At 33.5% G+C, this 25,231-nt stretch carries 24 protein-coding genes, 1 pseudogene and 1 other annotated feature; of the genes and pseudogenes, 19 read left to right on the top strand and 6 right to left on the bottom strand.

The features are described 5' to 3' along the window. Positions 1–356: 356 nt before the first annotated feature. Positions 357–570: a binding site (T-box leader), on the top strand. Positions 571–757: 187 nt separating this feature from the next. From tyrS to BMX63_RS12640, 3 genes are all read left to right on the top strand, one after another. After that, entirely contained in the window at positions 758–2,029 is a 1,272-nt protein-coding gene (gene tyrS, locus BMX63_RS12650; protein WP_093136267.1) for a tyrosine--tRNA ligase, read from the top strand. A gap of 162 nt (positions 2,030–2,191) precedes the next feature. Next, positions 2,192–3,649 (top strand): zinc ribbon domain-containing protein, encoded by a 1,458-nt coding sequence (locus tag BMX63_RS12645; protein WP_177167304.1) that lies wholly within the window; start codon positions 2,192–2,194, stop codon positions 3,647–3,649. A gap of 28 nt (positions 3,650–3,677) precedes the next feature. After that, positions 3,678–4,481: a zinc ribbon domain-containing protein gene (locus BMX63_RS12640; RefSeq protein ID WP_177167303.1), complete on the top strand. Its 804-nt coding sequence runs from the start codon at positions 3,678–3,680 to the stop codon at positions 4,479–4,481. A gap of 173 nt (positions 4,482–4,654) precedes the next feature. Here the strand turns inward: BMX63_RS12640 and BMX63_RS12635 are convergent, their stop codons facing one another. Then, positions 4,655–5,836, bottom strand: a complete 1,182-nt coding sequence (locus BMX63_RS12635; RefSeq protein WP_093136259.1) for a CynX/NimT family MFS transporter — start codon at positions 5,834–5,836, stop codon at positions 4,655–4,657. 522 nt (positions 5,837–6,358) lie between these two features. Between BMX63_RS12635 and BMX63_RS12630 the strand changes: the two are divergent. The 3 genes and pseudogenes from BMX63_RS12630 to BMX63_RS12620 all read left to right on the top strand — a co-directional run. Further along, positions 6,359–6,529: pseudogene (locus BMX63_RS12630) on the top strand (helix-turn-helix transcriptional regulator); the annotation flags it as partial. Between the two features lie 34 nt (positions 6,530–6,563). Beyond that, on the top strand, positions 6,564–6,881 hold the full coding sequence (locus BMX63_RS12625) for a hypothetical protein (protein WP_342732897.1): 318 nt from the start codon (positions 6,564–6,566) through the stop codon (positions 6,879–6,881). A 381-nt stretch (positions 6,882–7,262) separates the two neighbouring features. Beyond that, positions 7,263–8,225, top strand: coding sequence for a tRNA dihydrouridine synthase (locus tag BMX63_RS12620; protein WP_093136254.1), 963 nt, complete (start codon positions 7,263–7,265; stop codon positions 8,223–8,225). A gap of 204 nt (positions 8,226–8,429) precedes the next feature. Here the strand turns inward: BMX63_RS12620 and BMX63_RS18860 are convergent, their stop codons facing one another. Beyond that, positions 8,430–8,798: a VOC family protein gene (locus BMX63_RS18860; RefSeq protein WP_177167302.1), complete on the bottom strand. Its 369-nt coding sequence runs from the start codon at positions 8,796–8,798 to the stop codon at positions 8,430–8,432. Positions 8,799–9,184: 386 nt separating this feature from the next. Between BMX63_RS18860 and BMX63_RS12605 the strand changes: the two genes are divergently transcribed. The 3 genes from BMX63_RS12605 to BMX63_RS12595 all read left to right on the top strand — a co-directional run bounded on the left by BMX63_RS12605 (position 9,185) and on the right by BMX63_RS12595 (position 11,756). Further along, positions 9,185–9,499 (top strand): tetratricopeptide repeat protein, encoded by a 315-nt coding sequence (locus tag BMX63_RS12605; RefSeq protein WP_093136246.1) that lies wholly within the window; start codon positions 9,185–9,187, stop codon positions 9,497–9,499. A 398-nt stretch (positions 9,500–9,897) separates the two neighbouring features. Then, positions 9,898–10,506 (top strand): ArsR/SmtB family transcription factor, encoded by a 609-nt coding sequence (locus tag BMX63_RS12600; protein WP_093136243.1) that lies wholly within the window; start codon positions 9,898–9,900, stop codon positions 10,504–10,506. Beyond that, the gene (locus BMX63_RS12595) at positions 10,506–11,756 is read left to right on the top strand and encodes an MFS transporter (RefSeq protein WP_245732827.1); all 1,251 of its coding nucleotides are present in this window, start codon (positions 10,506–10,508) and stop codon (positions 11,754–11,756) included. Before BMX63_RS12600 ends, BMX63_RS12595 begins: the two co-directional genes overlap by 1 nt. Before the next feature lie 343 nt (positions 11,757–12,099). Here BMX63_RS12595 and BMX63_RS18110 read toward each other — a convergent pair whose 3' ends face one another. After that, positions 12,100–12,246, bottom strand: a complete 147-nt coding sequence (locus BMX63_RS18110) for a hypothetical protein (protein ID WP_177167300.1) — start codon at positions 12,244–12,246, stop codon at positions 12,100–12,102. Between the two features lie 95 nt (positions 12,247–12,341). Next, positions 12,342–12,527: a hypothetical protein gene (locus tag BMX63_RS12590; RefSeq protein WP_093136241.1), complete on the bottom strand. Its 186-nt coding sequence runs from the start codon at positions 12,525–12,527 to the stop codon at positions 12,342–12,344. 675 nt (positions 12,528–13,202) lie between these two features. Between BMX63_RS12590 and BMX63_RS18105 the strand changes: the two genes are divergently transcribed. From BMX63_RS18105 to BMX63_RS12560, 6 genes are all read left to right on the top strand, one after another. Next, positions 13,203–13,511, top strand: coding sequence for a hypothetical protein (locus BMX63_RS18105; RefSeq protein WP_093136239.1), 309 nt, complete (start codon positions 13,203–13,205; stop codon positions 13,509–13,511). A 94-nt stretch (positions 13,512–13,605) separates the two neighbouring features. Next, a complete protein-coding gene (locus tag BMX63_RS12580; protein WP_177167299.1) occupies positions 13,606–15,465 on the top strand; it encodes an NACHT domain-containing protein in 1,860 nt (619 codons plus the stop codon). A 161-nt stretch (positions 15,466–15,626) separates the two neighbouring features. After that, the gene (locus tag BMX63_RS12575; protein ID WP_093136234.1) at positions 15,627–15,824 is read left to right on the top strand and encodes a hypothetical protein; all 198 of its coding nucleotides are present in this window, start codon (positions 15,627–15,629) and stop codon (positions 15,822–15,824) included. After that, on the top strand, positions 15,824–16,009 hold the full coding sequence (locus BMX63_RS12570; RefSeq protein ID WP_093136231.1) for an antitoxin VbhA family protein: 186 nt from the start codon (positions 15,824–15,826) through the stop codon (positions 16,007–16,009). Before BMX63_RS12575 ends, BMX63_RS12570 begins: the two co-directional genes overlap by 1 nt. 443 nt (positions 16,010–16,452) lie before the next feature. Continuing rightward, entirely contained in the window at positions 16,453–16,920 is a 468-nt protein-coding gene (locus tag BMX63_RS12565; RefSeq protein ID WP_220083832.1) for a hypothetical protein, read from the top strand. A 788-nt stretch (positions 16,921–17,708) separates the two neighbouring features. After that, positions 17,709–18,305, top strand: a complete 597-nt coding sequence (locus tag BMX63_RS12560; protein ID WP_093136226.1) for a DUF1062 domain-containing protein — start codon at positions 17,709–17,711, stop codon at positions 18,303–18,305. Between the two features lie 433 nt (positions 18,306–18,738). Here BMX63_RS12560 and rpsD read toward each other — a convergent pair whose 3' ends face one another. Further along, positions 18,739–19,341: a 30S ribosomal protein S4 gene (gene rpsD / locus BMX63_RS12555; RefSeq protein ID WP_093136224.1), complete on the bottom strand. Its 603-nt coding sequence runs from the start codon at positions 19,339–19,341 to the stop codon at positions 18,739–18,741. Positions 19,342–19,696: 355 nt separating this feature from the next. Here rpsD and BMX63_RS12550 point away from each other — a divergent pair, with 355 nt between their 5' ends. After that, positions 19,697–21,586 carry a sensor domain-containing diguanylate cyclase gene (locus tag BMX63_RS12550; protein ID WP_093136221.1) on the top strand — a complete coding sequence of 630 codons (1,890 nt, stop codon included), beginning with the start codon at positions 19,697–19,699 and terminating at the stop codon, positions 21,584–21,586. A 40-nt stretch (positions 21,587–21,626) separates the two neighbouring features. On the opposite strand, the gene BMX63_RS12545 is transcribed toward BMX63_RS12550, so the two are convergent. Next, the gene (locus tag BMX63_RS12545; protein WP_093136218.1) at positions 21,627–22,106 is read right to left on the bottom strand and encodes a GAF domain-containing protein; all 480 of its coding nucleotides are present in this window, start codon (positions 22,104–22,106) and stop codon (positions 21,627–21,629) included. A gap of 116 nt (positions 22,107–22,222) precedes the next feature. Here BMX63_RS12545 and refZ point away from each other — a divergent pair, with 116 nt between their 5' ends. The 3 genes from refZ (at position 22,223) to BMX63_RS12530 (ending at position 25,078) form a co-directional block, all read left to right on the top strand. Then, entirely contained in the window at positions 22,223–22,840 is a 618-nt protein-coding gene (refZ, locus tag BMX63_RS12540) for a forespore capture DNA-binding protein RefZ (RefSeq protein WP_093136215.1), read from the top strand. A 223-nt stretch (positions 22,841–23,063) separates the two neighbouring features. Continuing rightward, entirely contained in the window at positions 23,064–24,770 is a 1,707-nt protein-coding gene (ezrA, locus tag BMX63_RS12535; protein WP_177167297.1) for a septation ring formation regulator EzrA, read from the top strand. Beyond that, entirely contained in the window at positions 24,767–25,078 is a 312-nt protein-coding gene (locus BMX63_RS12530) for a hypothetical protein (protein WP_177167296.1), read from the top strand. Before ezrA ends, BMX63_RS12530 begins: the two co-directional genes overlap by 4 nt. Positions 25,079–25,231: the final 153 nt, after the last annotated feature.

The following is a 25,231-nucleotide window of genomic DNA, read 5'->3' as shown; positions in this document are numbered from 1 at the left end:
TCCAGGGTCAGATTCAGCTTAAAAATGAAATGGTTTAACAGTAAGCAGATGATCGGATTCTGTCCAGTAAAGAAGGATAGGAGAAAGTCCATATGAAGCAAACTTTGTTCCCTTGTTCTTAATTATAATATTTGTGAATAAATAGCATTTTACTATTTACAATTCCTTGATTATAAGCATAAGGTTATTACGAAAGTTAGGTTTAATAGGTCATTTGTTAACAGCCGGGTCTAATGAAATTTGGAAAACTACATAGAATCATAGCTGCAGAATCCTGTTTTGTAAGCATTCTTTATTTTTATACTTGCGTTATTCTTTTTTTTGTGCTATATATTAATAATTAACAACAATAAAATCGTAATGCTGAGAAAGGATGCAGTAGTGGTCTGTTTACTGTTTTAGAGAGCTGGCGGTTGGTGGAAGTCAGTACAGGACAGATTGACGAATTACGTCTGGGAGCAATTTCTGTTTATAGCAGAAACGGTTCACCAAACCGTTATGAATTGGAAAGCGGCAGTTTATATATTTGACTGCAATCAGGGTGGTACCGCGGGTGACCTCGTCCCTATCATTTAGATAGGAACGAGGTTTTTTTATGGTATAGGAAATGAGATTATGAGAGCTCTGTGGATAAAAATTCAGAAATGATTTTGTCCAGCTCCTGCGCGTAGTGACTTGCGTGACTTCCTTCACCTTCATATGTCGCTAAACAGAATTGTTTCATTGAATCTGAAAAAATTGAAGAGGAGGATACATCGTGGATATTATACAGGATCTAAAAGATAGAGGGCTTGTGAATCAAATAACCGATGAAGAAGGATTAAAAAAGCATTTAGAGGAGAACACCATAACCTTATACTGTGGCTTTGATCCCACAGCGGACAGTCTTCATATTGGACACCTTGTTCCATTATTAATGCTGAAAAGATTTCAGAGGGCGGGGCATCGTCCTATAGCACTTGTAGGTGGCGGAACAGGAATGATTGGAGACCCAAGCGGACGAAATACCGAAAGACAGCTAAACGAGGAAAACACAGTAAGAGCATGGAGTGAAGGTCTTAAAAACCAGGTGGCCGGGGTGTTAAATACGAATGAAGAGGAAGCTGATGTCATACCGGCTGATAACTATGACTGGTTATCCAGCATGAATATTATTGAGTTCTTACGGGATATTGGAAAGCATTTTGGGGTTAATTATATGCTTGCAAAGGATTCGGTTGAATCAAGAATTGAAAACGGCATTTCTTTTACTGAATTTAGTTACATGATCCTTCAATCTCTTGACTTTTTAAACTTATATAAAGATAAAGGCTGTACCTTGCAAATTGGCGGTAGTGATCAATGGGGCAATATTACAGCAGGATTAGAATTAATCCGTCGTACATCAGAGGAAGGAGAGGACGCAAAGGCGTTTGGATTAACCGTTCCGCTTATTACAAAAGCAGATGGAACGAAATTCGGGAAAACAGCAGGTGGGGCTGTATGGTTAGACCCGGAAAAAACATCTCCTTATGAATTCTACCAATTTTGGATTAATACAGATGATCGTGATGTTATAAAATTTATCAAGTACTTTACATTTTTAGAAAAAGATGAAGTAGCTGTGCTTGAGAAAGAGGTTGAAACACAGCCTGAGAAACGTATTGCCCAAACGAGATTAGCAGAAGAAATGACAATACTCATTCACGGTAAAGAGGCTTTAGCACAGGCTCAAAAAATCTCAAAAGCTCTATTCAGCGGTGATATCGCCTCGCTTAACGGGACTGAAATTGAACAAGGCTTTAAAGATGTACCATCCTTTACGCTTAATGAACAGGAAAAAGGCCTTATTGATTTATTGGTAGAGGCAAAAATATCATCATCGAAACGCCAGGCACGTGAGGATATTGGAAATGGGGCCATTTATATTAATGGCGAACGTCAAAAGGACCTTAAATACACGATTACAGATACAGACAAAATTGATGATAAATTTACCGTTATAAGAAGAGGGAAGAAGAAATACTTCTTAATTCGTCATAGCTCATAATGTACAAGGAAGTTATTCCATTGGGATAACTTCCTTTTTTAATGGTTAATCGACTTGTCAAAATAAATCCTGATTTTTTGACAATTTTTGATGAATTCATGGGTATTTTGTAATATAATTGTAAAGTTACATGAAATTTTAAGAAAAGGAGTGAAAAAATGGATGGGATACTGTAAAGAATGTGGGCATCCTTTGAAAGCTGATGCTCGATTTTGTTCTGAATGTGGCACAGAGGTTTCTGCTTCTCAACCTGCATATGATTTTCCCCAACAGAACAAAAAATCAATCCAATCTCAAAGTAAACCTAAGAAACCATGGACCAAAAGGCAAAAATTAGTTTCTCTGGGTATAGGGATTGTTGTGTTACTTCTGGTTATTGGATATCAGGCAGGAACAGCATTAACCGATAAGGATAGGTTGATTGAGAAATTTGATGAAGCCATTAGTGAACAAGACCAAAGTCAACTGGCAAAATTACTTTATAGTAACGATTCCGAGCTATCTATTACAGAAGAGAATGTTGAACCGCTCATGACCTATTTTAGTGAAAATCCAGATTATCACGAATCAGTTATTCATTCTTTAAAAGAACAAGCAGAAGCCTTAAATCAGGGACAGGATGAGCAAGGTCATAATGGTGTTTTTAAATTAGAACAGAATGGAAAAACTGCATTTCTATTTGATCGCTATGAAATTACCATTACACCATTCTATTTTACTGTTGCTACAAACTTAGTCGATACAGCTATTTATTTAGAAGATGAAGAGGTTGCCATGTCGGATTCAGATAACTTTGAACAGGAAGTTGGTCCTGTATTACCCGGTATATATCAATTAAAAGCTGAGTATGAAAATGATTTTGTCCAATTGGAAAATAGTAATCAAATCGAACTCATAAATGTGTCTGATCAAAATTTATATACTGAAGTCTATTTAGAAGCTGGGGATGTTTATTTAAATACTGGCTATGATCAATTAGCTTCTCAGGTAAATTATTATATTAATGAAGAAGAGATAGAATCTAGTGAAGACGGCGCGCAATTTGGCCCTATATCATTAAATGGTTCAGCAACAGCCCACGCAGAACTTGAGTTTCCCTGGGGTAAAGTAGAGACGGAAAAAGCTAAAATTGATAAAAAAACGATTAATCTAGCAGTGGATTCACCTTTTTCCGAAGACGTAAAAACAGATATGATGAATGCTATTCACACATATGCGCAAGATAGAGCAAAAGCTTATCGTGAATTAGATGAATCAAATTTTTCCCATATATCAAATAATCTATTAGAAGTCCATACTGAGGAAATCTCCGATATGAAAGAAGATGAAGTAGAGTGGATAGGGACTTACCAAAAGTCCTCGTTTGATTTAGACAGTTTTGACATACAGTATACGGACAATACTTATACGGCCTCTGTAGAAGCACGTTTGCAATACGATTCTACTACCGCAAATACCAATGAGGAAGAAGTTGAAACAGAGGAAACGGAATATGATAGGGGATATGAACTCATCTATGATGAGGAAAATGATGAATGGATAGTGAATGATTACTATAACTTATTTTGGGGATTTAGTGCTGATAATGTAAAAGAACTGACCCCTTCAGAAGAAGAATAAGAAATAAATTTATAAAGGAGAGATGGTTATGCACTGCCCACAATGTGGCACACCAAATGATCAGGATGCGAAATTTTGTATAAGCTGTGGAACCAAGTTGGAGCAAGCAGCAATGAATATTGAGAGGAATTCACAAGAGGATACATATCCACAAGAAGAACCAAACATACAAACACAAGCGAACACGCAATCTAATCAATATGTAACACAAGGAAAAGAAATTGGAAGAAATTATTTACATTTCATTCCAGATGCTATAAAACATCCTTTCGAAACGAGTAAAAAAGTTCATGAGTCCGATCAAGTAAATGCCATCATTACTGTCATTCTATTCGCTTTATTATTACCGTTATATTTTTACACTGCAACCAATAAAATGACCGGTGGGTATATTCAGGTTCCATTTTTTGATGTTGTTCTGAAACCATTTTTAATATTGCTAATCTTTTTTGCGGCATTAATAGCAGTTATATTTGCCATTTCTAAACTCATGAAAGTAGAATTACCATTTTTGAAAGTTTTGACACAATTTGGAACCTTAATGGTAGTACCAACTGCTTTGTTACTACTTTCTTTATTATTCCTTTTATTATCTATTAATATGTTTAGTACGATTATATTATTTTTATCACTTGCATTGTTCAGTATTTCAATGACGGCTACATTATTTACGGTTAAATCATACCAATATGAAGAAGGTGGACTTGATGTAGTTTATGGAATTTTACTCACGAATATCGCGGTTGTCATCATAATGATGATTATAGGCGATAGTATTATAGGAAATCTTATGGAACAGTTAAATGGTGGTCCGAGCTTTTATGGATTTTAAATCTTATTAAATATGGATAATTAAATGGTTAAAAGAACAGGAGCTCTTTATAGCTTCTGTTCTTTTATTTTTTCTTAAAAGTAATAGGAAATTAGGCAAGCAACACGTGATACGGATGAACTGGTTAAATCCATATACATTGTTGGGAAGGATAAACTCTTGCTCGATTAGAGCTAAACATACTTATCTCTTCCTGCCCCGATTCCGAATCCAGTTAAAACGAGTACAACTATTAACATCACAAGTAATGGGACCGTCCATGTTTTGGTAATATCAAACAGTAATCCGATAAGCAAAGGCCCTATCGCTGCAAGTAAATAACCAAAGGATTGTGCCATTCCGGATAGGTTTGCAGCTTGTTTAGCATCAATGCTACGCATACCTAGAAAGGCTAAAGCAAGACTAATACAGGCTCCTAAGGCAAAACCAATTAATGTAACCGAAATAATAGTTATGAATAATGATCCATCAAATAGTAATCCACCGTAACCTAATAGCCCCAATAATCCAATTCCAATGCTAATTCCTTGTTGATTGTTAAATCGGCTGGCTAAAATCGGTGTATAAAATGTTACAGGTAAACTAATAAATTGCATATATGACAAAAGCCAGCCAGCTGTTTCAATTGAAATGCCTGAGTGGTGCAGCAATTCTGGTAACCAGGAGATGGTGACATAAAAAAGAAATGATTGAAGTCCCATAAATAAGGTTACCTGCCAAGCCATAGCAGATCGAAATAATTGACTACTATTGGTCTCAAAATATTGTTGGTCGGGTGTGTCATTATTTTTGTGATTAATGATTACCCAAATGGTAATTCCGATTAGAGCAAACAAAGCCCAAATAAGTAATGACATTTGCCATCCAAGTGCTGTAGCTAACGGAACACTTAAGCCAGAAGCAATTGCGGCAAATACAGACATAATCGTTGTATAAGCTCCTGTCATTAGTCCAACTTTATCAGGAAATTTTTCTTTGATTACACCAGGTAATAAAACATTACAGACAGCAATACCTAAGCCGACAAACGTTGTTCCAATATATAATGCTGGAACCAAAGCTAGTGAACGAATACCAATACCTGATAGTAATAAGATTAATCCCAATAATAACGCTTTTTCATTGCCCAATCGATTGGCTATTTTGGGAGCAACTGGAGACATGATCGCAAAGGCAAGCAGTGGGAGGCTTGTAATAAGTCCTGTATTCCAATTCGCTAGACCAATATCATCACGAATAGTCCCCATTAAAGGTCCGACAGAAGTTATCGCAGGTCTTAGGTTAATGGCTATCAATACAATGCCCGTCAGCAGCAGGATGGTTGATAAGGTTGATTTACTGTTCATGTGTTTCATAAAAGAATCTCCTTTTAAATGGTGTTTTGCAATTATAATGAATAGGATTCACCTGATTTTGGACAAATAGCAATAGATTCTAGCTATAATTAAGCTTAGTAAAGTGATAGCAATATTTGGTGTTATTCCAATCCACCCAGCTTTTCCATGTCAGATAAAATCGTAAATAAATCCTTTAACACAACTCTAATGGGGGAAATAAAAAGCCCTGAATTTCATTGTATATCTGGAAATTCAGGGCTTTTAAATAATGAGGTTGGGCACAATCTCATTAACGAGTTTAGTAATCAGTTATTATAACCCTTGATATAAGAGTTAGAGGTTATTTTCCAAAAATTCACCTGATTTTGGCCCCAATTGATACAGATGTTTGAAATCTTTGCCAAAAAATTTTCTGTTATTCATTATACAGCAAGGATTCTAAAAAATCATTTATCTTAAATAAGCTGATTATATTGTATCACAACGTTGGATGTATTTAGTCTAATACTGTATTAAACACAGTGTAAGAAAAATGAGGTGATTAATTTGGGGGATGTTTTGCAATCACTCGAACTAAGACGTGGAGTGCTGACTTTGGGCGTGCTAAGCAAACGGAAGCAACCGCAATATGGGTACTCTCTAGTTCAAAGCTTAGATAAATATGGACTGAAAATCGACCAAAGCACGCTTTATCCACTACTACGTCGATTATGAAACTTTTACGTAAAGGACTGGAGTGAGGTTTATGAAAAGGAATGTGCGTCTTTCTGAGAAAATATTACTCGCTGGTTATGCTTTTATACTGCTATTCATGATTGTACAAGATTGGGTTCCGCTGGGTAGTCTTAACGATATTGCAGCTACTAATTCTGCTAAATCATCCCAAGAAATACGGGTTGTTACCCTGATTGGCGTGGGTCAAATTGTGCTCTTGATCCGAGTAAAGATATCCCATTTGGGTAAGGATTTGGTTAATCGTTCACCCAACTTGTATTTTTACAGGAGCCCTGTTTGCATGGTGAATTCCTTATTTTTGGGGAATTGGGGCAGAGGAACAGGTTGAAAGCTATAATGAAATGTTTGGGAACACACATGCCTTCTTGCCTGTCATGAACGGAATCGTACCAAATACCCTTCATACAATTTTCCATTTGGCACTTCTTAGTTGTATTATTTTAACGGTTTATATTTGTTTTACCATGCGTGGTGAGAGGAAGGAGATTAGAAAGTAAGATTGAATAGCGAGTGGTTCGTTATATAATGTTATCCGGCACCTGTCACTTCCCGGTTTTGGGCGAATATGATTCGACTGATTTCGGGAAGTGACAGGTACCGGTTTCTTATGATATAAATGTAAAATAAGCAGAGATACCTTTGCTTTTTATTTTTGGGTTCACATCAGGTTTGTCCTGATGCCCCGTATCATGAGAGGATTTGAAATTCTATGACAGATAATTTTTGGCGCGATTTACCACGACCGTTTTTTATACTAGCACCAATGGAAGAAGTGACGGATGTTGTGTTTCGACATGTCGTAAGTGATGCTGCGAGACCTGATGTGTTTTTTACAGAATTTACAAACACGGAAAGTTATTGTCATCCAAAAGGGCAGCATAGTGTGCGTGGGCGTTTGACTTTTACAGAAGATGAACAACCAATTGTAGCCCATATATGGGGGGATAAACCCGAATATTTTCGGCAAATGAGTATTGGAATGGCGAAAGAAGGTTTTAGCGGTGTGGATATTAATATGGGTTGTCCTGTACCTAATGTGGTTTCAAATGGGAAGGGGTGCGGTCTGATTCGTCGTCCAGAAGTTGCTGCAGAGCTCATACAAGCAGCAAAAGCGGGAGGATTGCCTGTAAGTGTGAAGACAAGGATTGGTTACACGAAAGTAGACGAATGGCGTGACTGGCTTACACACCTATTGAAGCAAGACATCGTTAATCTATCTATTCATCTACGTACCAAAAAGGAAATGAGTGATGTGGACGCTCATTGGGAACTGATTCCGGAGATCAAGAAGCTTCGTGATGAGGTGGCACCTGATACACTTTTGACGATTAATGGCGATATTCCGGATCGTCAAACTGGCTTGGAACTCGCTCATAGATACGGTGTTGATGGGGTTATGATTGGACGGGGTATTTTTAAAAATCCATTCGCCTTTGAAAAGGAGTCGAAAGACCATGGTAGTAAGGAATTGCTTAATCTTTTAAGGTTACACCTTGACCTATATGATCAATATTCAGAAGAACTTGAAACCCGTCCATTTACATCTCTTCAGCGTTTCTTTAAGATATATGTCCGTGAGTTTCCAGGGGCAAGTCAATTAAGAAATCAATTGATGAACACAAAGTCAACAGATGAAGTGCGTGAAATGCTAGATAACTTTGGGGGAAATTGATAGTACTATAAATGAAAAAGTTGTGCTTGAAGTGCTTAAGGCAATAGGTGATTGGGAGAAGCTGACGGGTGCTTAAAAGTGACCGTCTTTCTTTTTTGACTGATACCTTGCAGCTTGATGAATATACACGTACTTAAGTCTTAGTAGACCATTAATACTCAATAAAAAAGCCGGCTATTACCAGCTCTATTAAGTAAAAATGAGTTATACAATTGTATCCCAATTTGGATTCCAAACTACTTCCCATAAGTGACCATCTGGGTCTTGGAAGTGACCAGAGTATCCACCCCAAAAAGTATCATGAGTGGGATTGGTTATAGTTGCTTCTGCCTGTTTTGCCTGAACCATCACTTTATCGACTTCGGCATTCCTATTACCGTTGTGTCCTAAACGATCCATAATCTCCTCAATGTCCACTTCAGCTTCAGCAAGAAGGGAAGTCTGTGTATGACGGAGAGAGTAGGGTTTATATTTCTTTGCCTCTAATCCTGAAAATTTTAATATTCTTTTCATCCTAGTTCCTACAAGCTTTGTTAGGATTGGATAACCTGGATACTTAACGGTACAAACCAAGAGCAAAATGAAGCTTTAGAAATGATAGATGATCTTTTAAATTATACATTTGAAAAAACGATTGTGGGTACTTTAATTCTTAATAAACTAGAGATTTTATATTCAAAAGATGACTATGAACTTATGCAGCATGTTATAGATGAGTATAAAAGTCTTTTTTCACTTCTAAATGAAACTAAATTGAAAACCAAATTTTTCTTAATTGAAGGGAATATGCATTCAGTTTAGAAAACTTCAGTTACTCTAAAAAATCCTATGAAAAAAGTGCTTTTTATGGTAGCCAATTATCAAGAACTACAAAAGATTATTTGTATGCTTTATCGTTTCTGGGCACATTCTGTTTAAGTTTGGGACAATTGGATGAATCTATATCAAATTATTCCCGAGTGATAAAGCTTGCTGAAGAAACTAATATGTTAGACATAAAAGCCTCTTCTCTTATGGGCAAAGGTAAAGTTCTATTTAAAAAAGAGCTTTATAACGAAAGCCTTTTATTAACTCAAGAGTCTTACGAAATTTTCTTAAGTATCGGCAGTGATGATTACCATTTACTTTTGCATAATATTGCATCTATAAAAATGAAGATTGGTGATATCAGAGAAAGTCTGAAATTTTTTAATAAGTGTTTAGAATATTATGAAAAGCATGATATGTACTTTAACAAAGCCTCATTACAAGTCATGAACTATACAAAAAACTAGGAGTCCAAGATAAATTAGATATAATAACCATTTATTTGAAGAAAAATAATAACAAAGAAATGATACATTTTTGGATTTAAGTAGTTTCTTCAGAATTTTTTGGTGTGGGATCATTTAAATCAGCTAATTTTTTAACTATGATCCCCCACATTGAGTATTAAACAAGTAAAGATAATAAGACCTAGAAAAACTTTTTTCATCATATTGCCCCCTTCATCATTTAAAAATATTTACTTAACCTTACAATAAATCCCTGTGTCAATATAGAGGTAAATAACTATTTACCCAGGTAAATGAACCTAAATACCTAAATTACGTTCTATCTTCTACTATTGCATTATTTCTTTTTTTTGGTATAGTTAGTTAAAAATATTTAACTGGTTAAAAAGGAGAATTTCATGAAACAAAAACCTATTTCGACAATTACTTCATATGAACAATTAAAAATTATTAGTGATCCCTTACGCATTAAAATTTTGAGTTATTTGATTGAAAAACCCCATACTGGTCATCAATTAGCTGAAAACCTCAATTTATCAAGAGCTAAAATACTTTACCATTTAAGGGAACTTGAAAAATATGAATTTATTAAACTAGTCAAAAAAATTGAAAGAGGAGGAAATATTCTTAAGTACTATCAAGCTATTGCAAAAGGTTTTATTCCTGATGACTCACTTTTAGTTTTCAGTGAGTCAGAAGAGGCTACCAGGCAATCTTACTTAGAAGTTCTTGACAGAGCTAAATCTAGGGTTATAACTGCTCCTAGTTCTTCTTTCTCTCCAGAGTCGGCAGATGTGGAAAAATGGAATAGTTTATCACTCCAACAGGAAGTATCTGTTAGCAAAGAAAAATTCTTAGAATTTGCTAATAAGTATAGAGAGTTAATTAATGAGCTTTCTTGTAATAACGAAACCAAAGATAAAGACGATAAAGATAAGTATTATATTATGACTACTGCTTTTAAGATAGATGAATTCTTATTTTCTAATTCAGAGGAGGATAAATAGTGGAGTTTGATGCCGTTAAGGTAAAGAAACAAGAAGAGAAAAAAAGTATCCAATTACTAAAAAATAAATCTTTCCTTTTCTTATGGCTTTCAAGTACATTCTCATTCCTTGCTTTGTCTACATACTTATTCACAGAACAATGGTATATTATCACAGTTCTGGATCAAGAAGCTGCTCTCGGTATTGTAATGATGATTACAATGATCCCTCGTGTAATCCTTATGACTGTAGGTGGGGTATGGGCTGATAGAATTAAAAGATCAAAAATCATGATAGTCTCAAGTTTAATTCGATGTTTACTAGTATTAGCTATGGTCCTCTTTTTACAGTTAGATTGGTTGCTACTGTGGCCATTAATTATGTTCGCATTTTCATTTGGTGTAGTTGATGCATTCTTCTCTCCTGCAAACACTTCACTTACACCTATGGTAGTTTCAAAAGAAGACTTAACCAGAGCTAATTCCTTCATACAGAGTTCAAATCAAAGTGCAATGTTTTTGGGTCCAATGATTGGGGGGTGGATTTTAACAATAGGCACTTTTAATATTCTATTTTTAACAATTTCTCTTTTCTTGTTTTTAACTTTCATATTCTCATTATTTATAAATGAAAATGAAAATGAAACTAATAATAGTGATGATTCTACATTTATTCAACTTAAAGAAGGATTTTCTTACGTATTAGAAATGCCTTTTTTGAAAAATATTATTTTTCTTTTGATTGTTATTAACTTTTTCTTTTTCGGACCTTTATTAATGGGAATTCCACTCCTTGTAGAAAATGTTATACAAGGAGAAGCATTAGATTTAAGTTTCTTACAAAGCTCATACCAAGGAGGAATGTTATTTGGGGCAATTTTAGTAGGAATCTTAAATTTGAACAGAAATAGGGGTCATATTATACTTTATGTAATTGGTTGCGTAGGGTTCTTACTATCTTTCCTAGGTTATATACCTAATATTTGGACCGGAATAATTCTTCTTTTACTAATGGGAATTTCTTCTTCATTTATAAATGTATTACTAATTTCATCCATACAAGAAAAAACTCATGTTGATAAAATTGGAAGAGTTATGAGTCTCGTTAATGCTTCTTCAAATGGATTAGTTCCATTATCATATGCATTTGTCTCTTTATCATTATACTTTACCCTTTCAATATCAACGATTATGCTATTATGCGGAATTGTTATATTAATTATCTCAATGCTTTATATAGTAAATAAAAATCCTATAAAGCAGAGCAGTTAAATCATCTTATCAATCTTCTCGGTATATTCTTGAAGCTCTCTTTCTTCAGCTTTATCAGATTCAGATTTTTCTAAGAGAACCATAGGGATATGACAACAATAATAACTAACTAACTAATCCTATCCATTTCTTTTCTTACTTAAACCTCATTAAACCTCATTAAACCTCAACTTGCTACTGCTATAAATTTGGTTATTAACTACAACCACAATGACTAGATGGACCAATTGGTGAGCCACAAGAGTTACATGTTTTCTTTCTAGGCATATCCTTAGTTTTTTGCGCTTGAATTTCTCTATTTCTTTTCCTTGCTTCTGAATTTGCCTGTAGTCTTATGTATTTATTATCTTTTTGCTTCTTTTTTCCTTTTCTCTTCATTCTCTTTATTTAATTCATTCCGTTGTTTTCCCTGTTTTTTATATTTAGATTCTAGAATTCCTACTCGACGTGTGTTTTTTCTTCTTTTGGTTTTTGGCGTTTTTTTCTTCAATAAGAAGTTGCTTTTTCTTTAAACGTTTCTTGTCTTCATCAATATTAAATTTTTTATATTTACCTCTATATTTTTCTTAATATTATCTTGAGATTTTAAAAATTTGTTACTTCATTGAAGGTAGTAAAGAGGTCAATTTCGTAGGTTCTTGTTACGATAAGTGAGTTGTGAGTTAAATCATTTAGAATAATTTGTACTTCTCCATTCCCTAAGAACCAACTAATTTCACCCTTACAAAATTGATTATTTTCAACCACGAATACGGTTTGTCCTTTTTGCATACAATCACCTTCCTTCAATAACTATTATCAGAATAACACTAAATAATGGAAAGTATTCTAGAAGCAAACAATGAGATAAACGCTTTTAAATTCTTAAATAAAACAAGCCAAACCAATTGAATAAAAGAAAGATAAAGTGTTGAAAACAAGCTGTATTTTTTGTAATTATGTTCAATTATAAGGGAGTAACGTAGAAGAAAGACGAAAAACATTGTCATTTATATGCTGTACAATGATATTACGCAATAGAAGCTGATAGTCAACAATATGGCGCGATTGCGGACAGCTTATAAGCCTAATCCCTTGGTAAAATAGGAGGATTAGGCTTTTTCAATTCAATATCTCTAAAGAGTTTTTCTATGGTAAATGCGTTGACAATAAGTGGGAAACCCGTGGAACTAATGGTAAAGGTGGTACATTCTTGTGGCTATAATCACATTATTCAATTAAACAACTTATTTTGAACAATAAGAAGTACTATAATTACAACATTATATTTTGTTCATTTTATGTGTACCCTAAAAGGATATTTAATATAGTATACTTTATATATTATTATAAATAGCTGTTTTTAGGATATTTGGGAGGTAGTTCAATGGAAATTTACTTTATGAAAATGCTTACGGATTTTTGTATGAGCTTGAAAGCATACTACGCCATACCATATTCCAAACAATGAAACAAGAATATGGTGTTGATTGGTTTATTAAAGCGCCTTTAACCATGAATTATAAATCATATACTAAGGGTTTTTCTTCTTTCCATTTCCATGAATTAATCTCTCTTTTAATAGGATATCCCTGCCTAACGAATAAATTTACTTTACAAGTAATTATACAGTTACAAGAGACAATTCCTATCAGAAATAAGATAGCTCATTGTAAAATTATAACTTATCATGATTATGAAAAACTACAAGAAGTAAATAAGTTGGTACGTGATACAATTGAATATTGCGATAGGATAGAGCCACCTCTTTCATAAAATACTCTGTCATAAAATAGAGTAACTTCTTTTTGTCTTAATATTCAAAAACAGGTATAATCAGTAGAGTATAAAATATATGGGTGGGAATAAAATGAATGATTTGGATTTTAATAAAATTATTAGTGACTTAGTGCAGAAAAATATTAAAAGCATAGGTAATAATGTATTTAATAAAAGCAAGGATGTTTATCAAAATTTTATAACACAATCTAGCATTGCATTTAAAAATTATCTTGAGTTTTCTGTAAAAAAGTATAGTTATATTAAAACTATTCTTTACAAGGACTCGCCGGTTTTTCTTTATGATTTTTATGTACATACAAATTTGAAGTATAAAAACGAAATTTTGAAGGTAGAAAATATTGATGAACTTCTTGATGAAAATAGATTTTTAGTGATCACCGGTACGGCAGGCGCAGGAAAGTCTACATTAATGAAATTTTTATTTTTAAATACTATTAAAACAAAATACAGTATACCCCTCTTTATTGAACTTAGAAACTTTAATAATTCAGACTTGAGTTTTGAAGATTCTATATATAATATTTTAAAAACAAGTGGGTTTGATTTAGAGAAAAAATTTTTTTTAGAGGCACTAAAAAGTGGTAAGTTCACCTTTTTCTTTGATGGCTTTGATGAGTTAGACTATCACGTAAAAGATAGAATAACTAAAGAATTACATGATTTATGTGACGAATATCATGAAAATAACTTTATAGTTTCATCCAGACCAGATAGTTCATTTATTTCTTGGAATTATTTTAGTGAAATGAAAATATTACCTTTAAATAAAGAGCAGTCTATTCAATTAGTTTCAAAACTAGATTATGATAAAAAAACAAAAGACAAATTTATTAGCGAATTAGGTATCAAATTATACAAGGAACACTCATCATTTGTATCAAATCCCTTATTATTAACAATTATGCTTATGACGTATAATCAATTTGCTGAAATTCCTGATAAAATGCATTTATTTTATGAGCAAGCCTTTGACACACTTTATAGCAAGCATGATGCAACAAAAACAGGATATAAACGACTAATGAATAGCAGGTTGGCAAAAGATGATTTCGAAAAAGTTTTATCCTGTTTTTCCTGTATTAGTTATTTAAAAGGAGACTATAGTTTTGATATATCCAAACTAAATAATTATTTGTCACAAGCTAAGGAAATAACAGGAATAGAATTTGATCAACAAGGATATATAACTGATTTGACTAAATCGGTTTGTTTATTACTTAAAGATGGATTCATCTATACCTTTAGTCATAAAACATTTCAGGAATACTTTACCGCAAAATTTATAATATCATTGGAAGATGAAGTATTGAATAGTTTCTCGTCAGAAGTTCTAAAAAAGTCGAATACTGATAAGGTATTGGAATTAATGTTTGATTTAAATCAAGATAAAGTTGAAAAAAATTTTATCATTCCAATTTTAGAAGAGATTGAAAGAGATTTTGACTATAAAAATAATACTAAGTTGGAAAATTACAGAAATTATTTAATGCTTATTTTTAAAAGCTTTGATGTTCACCTGTACCCTATATCTCCAGAGGATGATAGTAAGGTATCATTAAGTTTTATTGACAATAAAGAAAGTAACTATGATAAAGCAAGAAGCTTTAAGAATGCATTGGAGTTTATATATAAGCAATATCCTGATATAAGTTTAAGAATTAACAAGTCAAATAATGAAAACACTAATAAATATGCTACTCCAAATAATTATATTATTGAAAAGTATAAAGAATATATTATTGAATCTGAAGGACCAATTACTACTTACGACATTGGAATATTGAAGTACGATGAAGTATTTTATGACCTATTTAGTGAGTCCGATGGTCTTGCTATTCCTTTTTACAAATCAATGGAGTATTTAACAATAATTAAAAGCCAACTTAATAAAAAGAAAGTTGATATAATAGAGTTATTGAAAAAGTAAATAAGAATTTAAAACACTAAATGAGGAAGTTGGCAAAATGGTCATAAATAATTTGTTTAGGGGATTGAGTATGGCACACATAAAAGGTTATCATCAGTTAAAGGATTGGCAGAAAGATATGTTCAATGTTCGATACTATATACAAAAGGCACTTAATGAGCATGGAAGAAGATTTTAGAAAAAAATATACAGAAGAACATATAAAAGAAGTAAAGTCAATTGAGCTTGGTAATTTAAGAGTTTATTTTGATAATGAGGAATGGTTCAAGTATTCGAAAGATGGATCCTGGAAAAGAATTATGAATATAGATAAAGCATTTGGAAAAACAAAAGCGATATATGAACAGGAGGTTGAATAATGACAAGAAGAGGTGAACCGATAACAGATCCCGACAAATTAGAAAAGGCTTTTCAATACGCAAAACATGATTTAGAAATTGAAGGGTTTACACTAACAAAAGAAGATGAAAAAAACATGAAGGCTGTAGCCAGTGGAGAAATGACAAGGGAAGAACTTATTGAGAAGTTAAAAAGGGGTGAATAAGATGACAGAGCTTTCTATAACGCTATCCAGTATTGCAATTGGACTTAATCTTATCACAATAACACTTTTAATAAATTTAATCAGGAAAGTTAATAACTGATAAGCAAAGGCTATATATAGCATATTTCAATGTTTGCAATTAAGAAAACCTTTTTTGTTAAAAAAAGAATCCAACTTCTGAATAAGAGAAGTTGGATTCTAAACACCAATAGGAGGTTGAGGGGATTCCCCCCTCAACCTCTATAATCACTATTAGTATAACACATATATCTAATGATTATTAGTGAAAGGTTGTAAATATGCTTAAAAGAATGAACGATATCCATAAGTATCTTCGAAAAGATGGACTCGTAATACTTAGAAATTACAGATATGACTTTGTGAATATAGAAACTACTGGGATTATGAAGGGAGGATCTATTTCAATATCTTCATACTACTTTGTGTTTATAACAGAATTAGAGTCCCCTTACACAGTTTATGTAAATATTGTACCTAATGAAATTCTAAACCCCATTCAGATTTCCTATCACCATAACTGCCATTTCCGTTATTTGAATTTAAGTAAGTTAGATGGTTGCCCACTTAATGTACATGAAAACTTACTCATTAAAATGGATAAGGGAGAAGTATACGCAACAATTTTTAATCAAAGTTACTATGATAATTACAATAAAAAGCAAGTTAATCTTAAATATATTAAGTATTTGTTATTCGTTAAACCCAGATATTATAATTGTCGCCATGAGCTATTACCACCCAACTTTTCAATACAATTAGACTTAATAAAAAAAGCATTCTTGTTAGAAAAAGAATATGATGAAAATTTGTTTGACGTTGTATGCAATTTGGAAGCGGAATTGGAAGCTATAACAAATAAGATGCAATATACTCCATTTATTGATGAGTGATTTCATTAATAAAGATGCTCATGTTTTGCTCATGTTTACACTTTATATCAGCGTTTTACGGGCGGCATGATGTGATAAGCCGTCCAAACCCTTGATATATAAGGGTTTTATATCAATTTTCTAACAAAATGTTAACATCAGGTATATAAAAAAGGCTTCTCATTAGTTGATTAAACTTTTGAGAAGCCTTTTTCTTTTGCTCATGTTAGAGGTGATGCATAGTAATAATAATCAATAAATGATCTACTCCATGATTTATTTTTATTGGCCCGATTGTTGAAATCAATCACCTATAAGTAAAACTCTTTACTCTAAATACTTTCTTTTACAAAAGGTGTTGCACAGTATTGGTCTACTACGTAATAAAAGAGTTATCCCATAGTTCGTTTGTTAAAGGTTAAAATGTAAATTTTAGTTGGGGGAGGAGTATTCTTCGGTTATAAATATCGACTTGGTAATTCGCAGTAAGTTTTGGTGATACTTATGGTATTGATATAAAGTATAATAATGGTATACTAATAATATAGGAGAAATATGGAAGGTGGAACTGGATTTGCCAACATACCTGTAATGGCCTAGCAACTAACTAAATAGTACATTTCTTTTTTGAACATTATTGTTCAATGACGGGAGAAGTGTGCCTATTTTTAGCCATTACAGGGAACGCAAGATAGTCAGTTGTTTTACTTCCAGCGGGATACCTGTAAGGTATTCCGCTTTTTTAATGGGAAATCTTTCTCCATCAACCGTTTTTTGCGTTCCTCTGAATAAATAGGAGGAACTGGTGTATGAGTTGTAATAATTTATTCACTTACGAGATCATTGCTCAGGAAACACCTTATATAAAACGAAATTGTAGTAAATGTAAAACGAACACAGAATTTTATTGTAGTGAGAAATTCAGGGTAAATGCGAATCAGAAAATAGTTGATATTTGGCTTATTTATAACTGTATACGTTGTGAGGGAACTTGGAATTACCCTATTTTATCGAGAGTAAATATTAATAAAATTGACTCTATGCTAATTCAAAAGTTTATGAATAATGATAAAGAGACAATCTGGTACTATGCTTTTCAAATCAATAAGTTAAGAAAACTATGTAATGATGTAAATACAGATATACGATACGAGTTAAGAAAAGAAAGGCTCGATTCACAATCTAACGAGGTTACTATTAAACTTTGCTATAAATATGATTTTGGTCTTAGAATAGATAAACTAATAGCAGAAATCTTTGGCATTTCAAGGTCAAAAGTAAATAAATTGTCTCAGAATGGGACTATTTTACTAAATCCAAACATGAATATGAAGAGTAAAGTTATAGATAATTTACAAATTACAGTCATAGATGATTGGTACAAAGTTGATGCTTTGACAACATAGTCCATTATCATTGTTATTTGAAGAAACTAATAGCAAAAATAAGGTGTTCTCTAAGGGGGGATTAGCCCGTTAAGAGTTTAGCATTGCGCAAGTAGATCATATTGGGCAAATTGTATCCCTAAGTAAAATGCAAGGAGCTTGGGCAGGGATTAAAGGCCAAATTCCCCGCTAAAACATGGAGGGAATTAGGTTTTTTTATCCTTCATTTATTTTAAATATTACCCCATTAGTAAATGAAGTGGCAATCACTGGTAAGAAAAGCTATGTTTGTTTTTCTTTCTATTCCTCTCCCATGCTTGTATTTTTTTGGCCCCAAATCAGTGCATTAACTTGCGTGATTTTGCAAACTGAATAAAAACAAAAAAACCTTAAAACGTTGACATAGCAACATTTTAAGGTTTTTTTGCGTGTGTTAACCTGCAAACTATATAGATTAACGAGAGTAGAACTCAACGATAAGTGCTTCGTTGATTTCAGATGGCAATTCGGAGCGCTCAGGATAGCGGTTATAAGTTCCTTCGAGTTTATCTTCATTGAAAGAAAGATATTCAGGAACAAAAGTGTTTACTTCCAGAGCTTCTTCAATGATCGCTAAGTTTTGAGATTTTTCACGAACGCCGATTACTTGACCTGGCTTTACACGGTAGGATGGAATATCTACACGTCCACCATCCACTGTGATGTGACCATGGTTTACTAATTGACGGGCTTGACTGCGAGTACGAGCCAATCCTAGACGATATACAAGGTTATCAAGGCGAGATTCTAGAAGAATCATGAAGTTTTCACCATGAACACCTTTCATTTTACCAGCTTGATCAAAAATACTGCGGAATTGACGTTCATTCAATCCATACATGAAACGAAGCTTTTGTTTTTCTTGTTGTTGCAATCCATATTCAGATTGCTTTTTACGTTGGTTTGGACCATGTTGACCTGGTGCGTATGGTCGCTTTTCTAATTCTTTACCTGTACCGCTCAAAGAAATGCCATATCTACGAGACTTTTTCCAAGTTGGACCTGTGTATCTAGACACTGGACATTCTCCTTTATATTTAAATTTGCATAAAATAAAAACTGTGTCCCTGCACGATGCTCATTTTGTTTTCATGTACCTTCGCCCCAGCAGCCGAGAGTTACGCGATACACCTCTTAGAATAGAGGAACAAAATGATAACAACGCTGGTTCACCTAAGCTACCTTTTATTTTACACAAAGAGTATTATAGAATTTATTTACAAATAAGTCAAGTTCATTCGTTATGATTCCATTTGCAACAACAATTTTTTAGTTTTTTAGAATGATTTTGAACTTTTTTCATTTTTTATCACGGGAATATGTTAAAATACAAATAGGTAATTTCTCCTAATAAAAAAGTTCAGGTGATAAATATGACAGGGGTGCAAACTGTCGAACAATTAAGAACAGTACTTAAAGAAAAATTTTACGATGTGATGATTTTTAAACCAAATCAATCTTTTGAAGGGTTTATTTCTAATATTTCAAATCAATTAAAAGAGATAATGGGAGTGAAACTAAGTAAAATTTATCTTTTGAATGAGTCGACGCAACATTATCAGTTGTTTTCAACTCAATCGGACTACCCTGTGAAAAAGGTGGCTTATACTGCACAGGAATTCGAGAAGTTAATCCAGGAGAACGGTACAGATTATCCTAATGGAGATGACCTGTTTTTTAAACCGGTAAGCTGTACTTCAACTGTTCTTATCCCTTTACATATGGAAAAAGAAAATGATGGCTTTATATTATTCCTGCTGGACGAAGAGACGCCGTATCATCATTCCTTTTTCAACGAAACAGTTGAACAAACGAGTAAAATCATTCAAAAAATGAACGAGTATTTTCAATCTATAAATGAAGAAACAAAGTATGAACGCTTATATCAAGTGACATCTAAATTCTATTCCACGATGAATATCGAGGATGTTCTTCGAGAAGTGATTCGTACGTTAAAGGATTTATACACAAAGCTTGATTTTCATTTGCTCTTAACTCAGGACAACCTGCAAATAGAAGATTTACCTATTAATGAACTTCCCTATGATAAGCACGAAAAAGACGCAGGTACTACCGCGTTTCTGACAGGACAAATACAGTTTGAAGATATGTCGGATCATATTTCATCCTTATATGCACCTTTAGTCGGCAGACAGGGAACATATGGAGTTTTACAAGTTTTAAAACCGAAGCACTTATTCTTTCAGGAAAATGATATTGAATTCATTTCCATTCTTGCGAAGACAGCTGGTAATGCTCTGGAAAATGCACAGCTGCATCAGCAATCCCGAAGACATATCACCGATTTGCAATTAATTAACCAATCATCGCAAACCTTAAACTCAAAACAGACCTTATCAGATACTTTTTCCTATTTAGAAGACCTAATGATGAGTACGTTTAAGGCTGAGGAAGTCGGGTTTATTCTTTACGATGAAAAACAGCAGGACTGGAACAAATATAGGGTTTTAAATGAAAGCACTTCCTTCTTTTTTACTGAAGAAGGAGAATGGTTTCTTTCATTTCTAAATAAGAAGATCGAACAAAAGGTTTATACTATTTTTATTGGGGATTTTAACAATAATGATGCAGATATGGATATTCCATATAAGTCGGTTATGGCAGTGCCAATGATTCATGATGAAAAAGTAATCGGCTTAGTTATGGTATTACATCCAAATGAATACTTTTTTTCCTTTGAAACCTACAAACTTCTCCAATCCCTTGTTCAGCATTCAGCGCTAACGGTAGTCAATTATAGACTTAAAGAGGAATTAGAACAATTGGTTCGCACGGACTATTTAACAAAACTGTATTCACGAAATTACTTAGATAAAATGATGAATAAACATTTAGAAGTTGGCAAACAAGGAACCTTCTTGCTTATTGACATTGATAATTTTAAACAGATTAATGATGAATATGGGCATGATGTAGGAGATGAAATCATCTGTCAGGTAGCAGAAATCATTAGAGCAAATATTCGAAGCCATGATGTCGCGGCAAGATGGGGAGGAGAAGAATTAGCGATTTATTTACCAAATACTACGATGGTGTTAGGTCAGCATGTAGCAGAACGATTAGTCAAAACAGTATCTGAAAAAACCCAGCCTAAAGTTACCATTTCCTGCGGTGTTTCTTATTGGGGCGAAAAATTTCACGGAAAATCGAAGAGTCTTTTCCTAAGAGCGGACCAAGCATTATATATAGCCAAAAAGCAAGGGAAAAACCGTGTTGTAAAACAAACCGAAATCATCATTTAATTAATGACGATTTCGGTTTGCAACAATACTAGCTAATGTTTTAAAGATGTTCACTAAGAATTTTGGCAAAAGCTTCTAAGTTTTCCTGATCGATTTCATCGAAGCGACTTAGGTTAGGGCTGTCAATATCCAATACACCAATGATTTGACCATCTTGATAAATAGGTGTTACGATTTCTGATTGACTAGCTGCATCACAAGCTATATGTCCAGGAAATTCATTAACATTTTCCACTCGAATCGTCTGTTTTTCTTTTAGAGCGGTTCCACAGACACCATTACCATATTTGATCCGAACACAGGCAGGAAGCCCTTGGAAAGGTGCTAAAACAAGTTCTCCATTTTTGTACAAATAAAATCCTACCCAATTCACATCATCTAAAAATTGGTAGAGGAGAGCTGATGCGTTGGCTAAGTTTGCAGTAATATCTGGTTCATCTTCAATTAAAGCTTTCAATTGCTTATTGACAAGCTCATAATCTTTCTCTTTTTGTCCTGAATAGTCTTCAGCTTGAAACAACACGAATACCTCCTAAAAATTTTGTTATTTGAATATGGATTCTGTCGGAATTTCTTGTAAACTCATAAAAGGAAAACCCCAATTAAGAAAGAAAAAAGTAAATAGGGGGGAAACGAATGAGTCAAAGAACAAAAGATAAGGTTGCTAATGCAGCAGTGCACTTATTTTACCTAAAAGGATTTCATGGTACTTCCGTTCGTGATATAGCATCAAACGCTAAGGTTAATGTTTCAATGATTAGCTATTATTTTAAAAATAAACAAGGTTTACTGGAGTATTTAATCATTGAATACTACGAAACGTATTTAGAAAAATTAGAAGCTGCACAGAAAGAAATGGATTCAACAGAAAATCCTAAAAATCAAATGAATCAATTAATAGATACTATTATACATTACAAACATGAGAATCATCAATTTACAGGTTTTATTCAGAGAGAACTTTCTAAAGACAATGTTTTAGTAAGAGAGCTGCTGGTCACTTATTTAGCTAAAGAAAAATTTATACTTGAGGAAGGGTTTTACCGGCTTATAAACTCATCTTCCCACTCAACTATTGAAAAAGAAATGTTATTCTTTCAATTCTACGGTCTCCTTCATATCCCTTTTAATATGTCATATGAATGGAAAAACATTGTAGGAATGAACCGTTCAACGGATCTCTATATAGAAACCTATAAACGTTCAATTAAAAACTGGATCGATACACTCATTGGATCTGAAAAGGCCCAGTGAGTGTCTTTTTTTATAATTATATTTCGACACCTTTCGAAAAAAAGTGTTTATTTTTAATAGAAGAGATAATTTTTATATAATAATTAAAGAAAATAGGATTTATGGCAAAGAAATTTGAAAAAATTTAGCAAAAATAGGCGAAGACATGATATTATAGTAACAACACAAATTTTAACCGGAACGGTAATTTAGGGAATGTGGAAATGAGATGGGAGGCTTTTTAATGGAATACATCATTGGAGCCATGCTTTTATTCATCATATTCATTATAATAGGTCTCATCCTGCGAAAAAAAGTCTATGACCGTGTTGATGATTTAGAAGAATGGAAATTGGCGGTTATGAATAAAGATGTAACAGATGAATTATCCAAAATAAAAGACTTGAACCTGTCGGGGGAAACGCAAACACGTTTTGAAAAGTGGCGTTCTGACTGGGATCATATTGTGACAAGAAAAATGCCTGACCTGGAAGAGGAATTATTTGATGCTGAAGAAGCCGCCGACCGGTATTTATTTCGAAAGGCAAAGCGGATATTAGACCATATCCATCAAACTTTAGAAAACATTGAAACATCTATTGACCATATGTTTAACGAGGTTGAGGAATTAATCAGTTCTAAAGAAGATAGTCATAAATTGGTGGAAGAGGTCCGGCCGCGTATTAAGGAAACGAGAAAATATCTTTTACAAAATCGCTACCAATTTGGGAAAGCAGATATCGTTTTTGATGTAGAATTAGATGAAATTGAAGAGGAAATTGCACAATTTGACGAATTAACGGTTGATGGAAATTACATAGAAGCCCAAAGTTTAGTACAGCAGGTAAGTGAACGTTTAGATCGTCTTAATGAAAAAATGCAGGAATTTCCTACCCTATACCATGCTTGCAAAATAAAGCTTCCCCAGCAATTAGATGAATTAACGAGTGGCTTAAAGGAAATGAAAAGCTTTGGTCACGACCTTCAACATTATGGTTATGAAAACGAAATTCAAAACTACCAGGAACGTCTTCTCTTACTTATTGACCGATTAAACAAAGGCAATCTTGAAGATGTGAATCTGGAAATTGTTGAAGTAGAAGAGCGAATCCAGGAGATTTATGACCAATTAGAACAGGAAGCATTAGCGAAGCAATTTACCGAGAAAAAAATAAAAGTGATGGAAAATGAACTATTCCAGATGGACAAAGATTTTCAGGACATGAAATCAGAAGTGAAAACACTTCAGGAAAATTATGAATTTAATGAGGAAGATCAGGAAACATTACTTTCCCTGGAAAATCAAATGAATCAGCTTAAGCTTTTGGCTGATAAAATTTACAGTGAAACTGAAAAAGATAAAAAACATTATGCGAACATTCGTGGAGACCTCGAAAACTGGCTGTCACAATGGGAAAATCTTAGACAGGAGCATGAGGGATTTGTAGAAAGAATTAATTCTCTAATGCAGGATGAACTTGAAGCTAACCAGCAAATTAATCTTTTGCTTGGAGCAATGGGACAAATTCGAAAAAGCTTACAAAAGAGTAATCTTCCTGGTGTGCCTGAATATATCTACGAGGCTATGAATGAAGTGATTACTACCATTGATCAAACTTCAAATCAATTATCTCAGCACCCGTTAAATATGGAGAAAATTAACCATTTATTAGCCAAAGCTGAAAAAGATATAGAAATGGTTAAAGAACAAACCGATTATTTAATTGAACAAGCAACATTATCTGAGTATGTCATCCAATATGCGAATCGATACAGAAGTCAATATCCATTACTTGCGGCAAAGTTATCGGAAGCTGAATCAGCTTTTCGTAATTGGGATTATGAAGTTGCACTGGAAACAGCCTCTACTGCACTAGAAGAGATTGAGCCAGGTGCTTTAAGACGATTAGAAGGCTTTTTGAATGATGATTATATGGTTTCAAGGACTTGAATAAAATGAGAAATGCACTGATATATTTATTAGCTGTTTTTGCTGCAGGTATTTGGGGACTCATCATTTTTCTAGTGTTTACTACAAATGGAGAGCATCCCAATCACTATGCCGTATTACATGAGACAATAACCGTTGAAAGCCAAGAGAAAAAGGTGATTACTGAGTATTCTCGATCTGTTTTTCAAGAATCGGATAAAGAGTCATCCTCAGCTGAGCAACGGTATATGTTAACAGACAGCTGGGTCGCTGACCATTCATTGGATCAAACAGTATCTATCGATGATTTATTGAAAAAGTTGGAATAAGAAGATAATTAAGAAGCTGTCCGTTAGTAAAGAGGGCAGCTTCTCTTTTGGGTAGAAAGATGGCTCTTCCTCTTTTTCTGCAGCTCTTAGTCCCAGACAGACATTAACGACTCCCTGACGAATAGCGAGGTACTTCGTATAATCAGATTGCGC

Origin of the sequence: Salinibacillus kushneri (genome assembly GCF_900111405.1) — a bacterium.
GTDB lineage: Bacteria > Bacillota > Bacilli > Bacillales > Alkalibacillaceae > Salinibacillus > Salinibacillus kushneri.
This window is presented reverse-complemented; position numbering and strand designations above follow the sequence as displayed.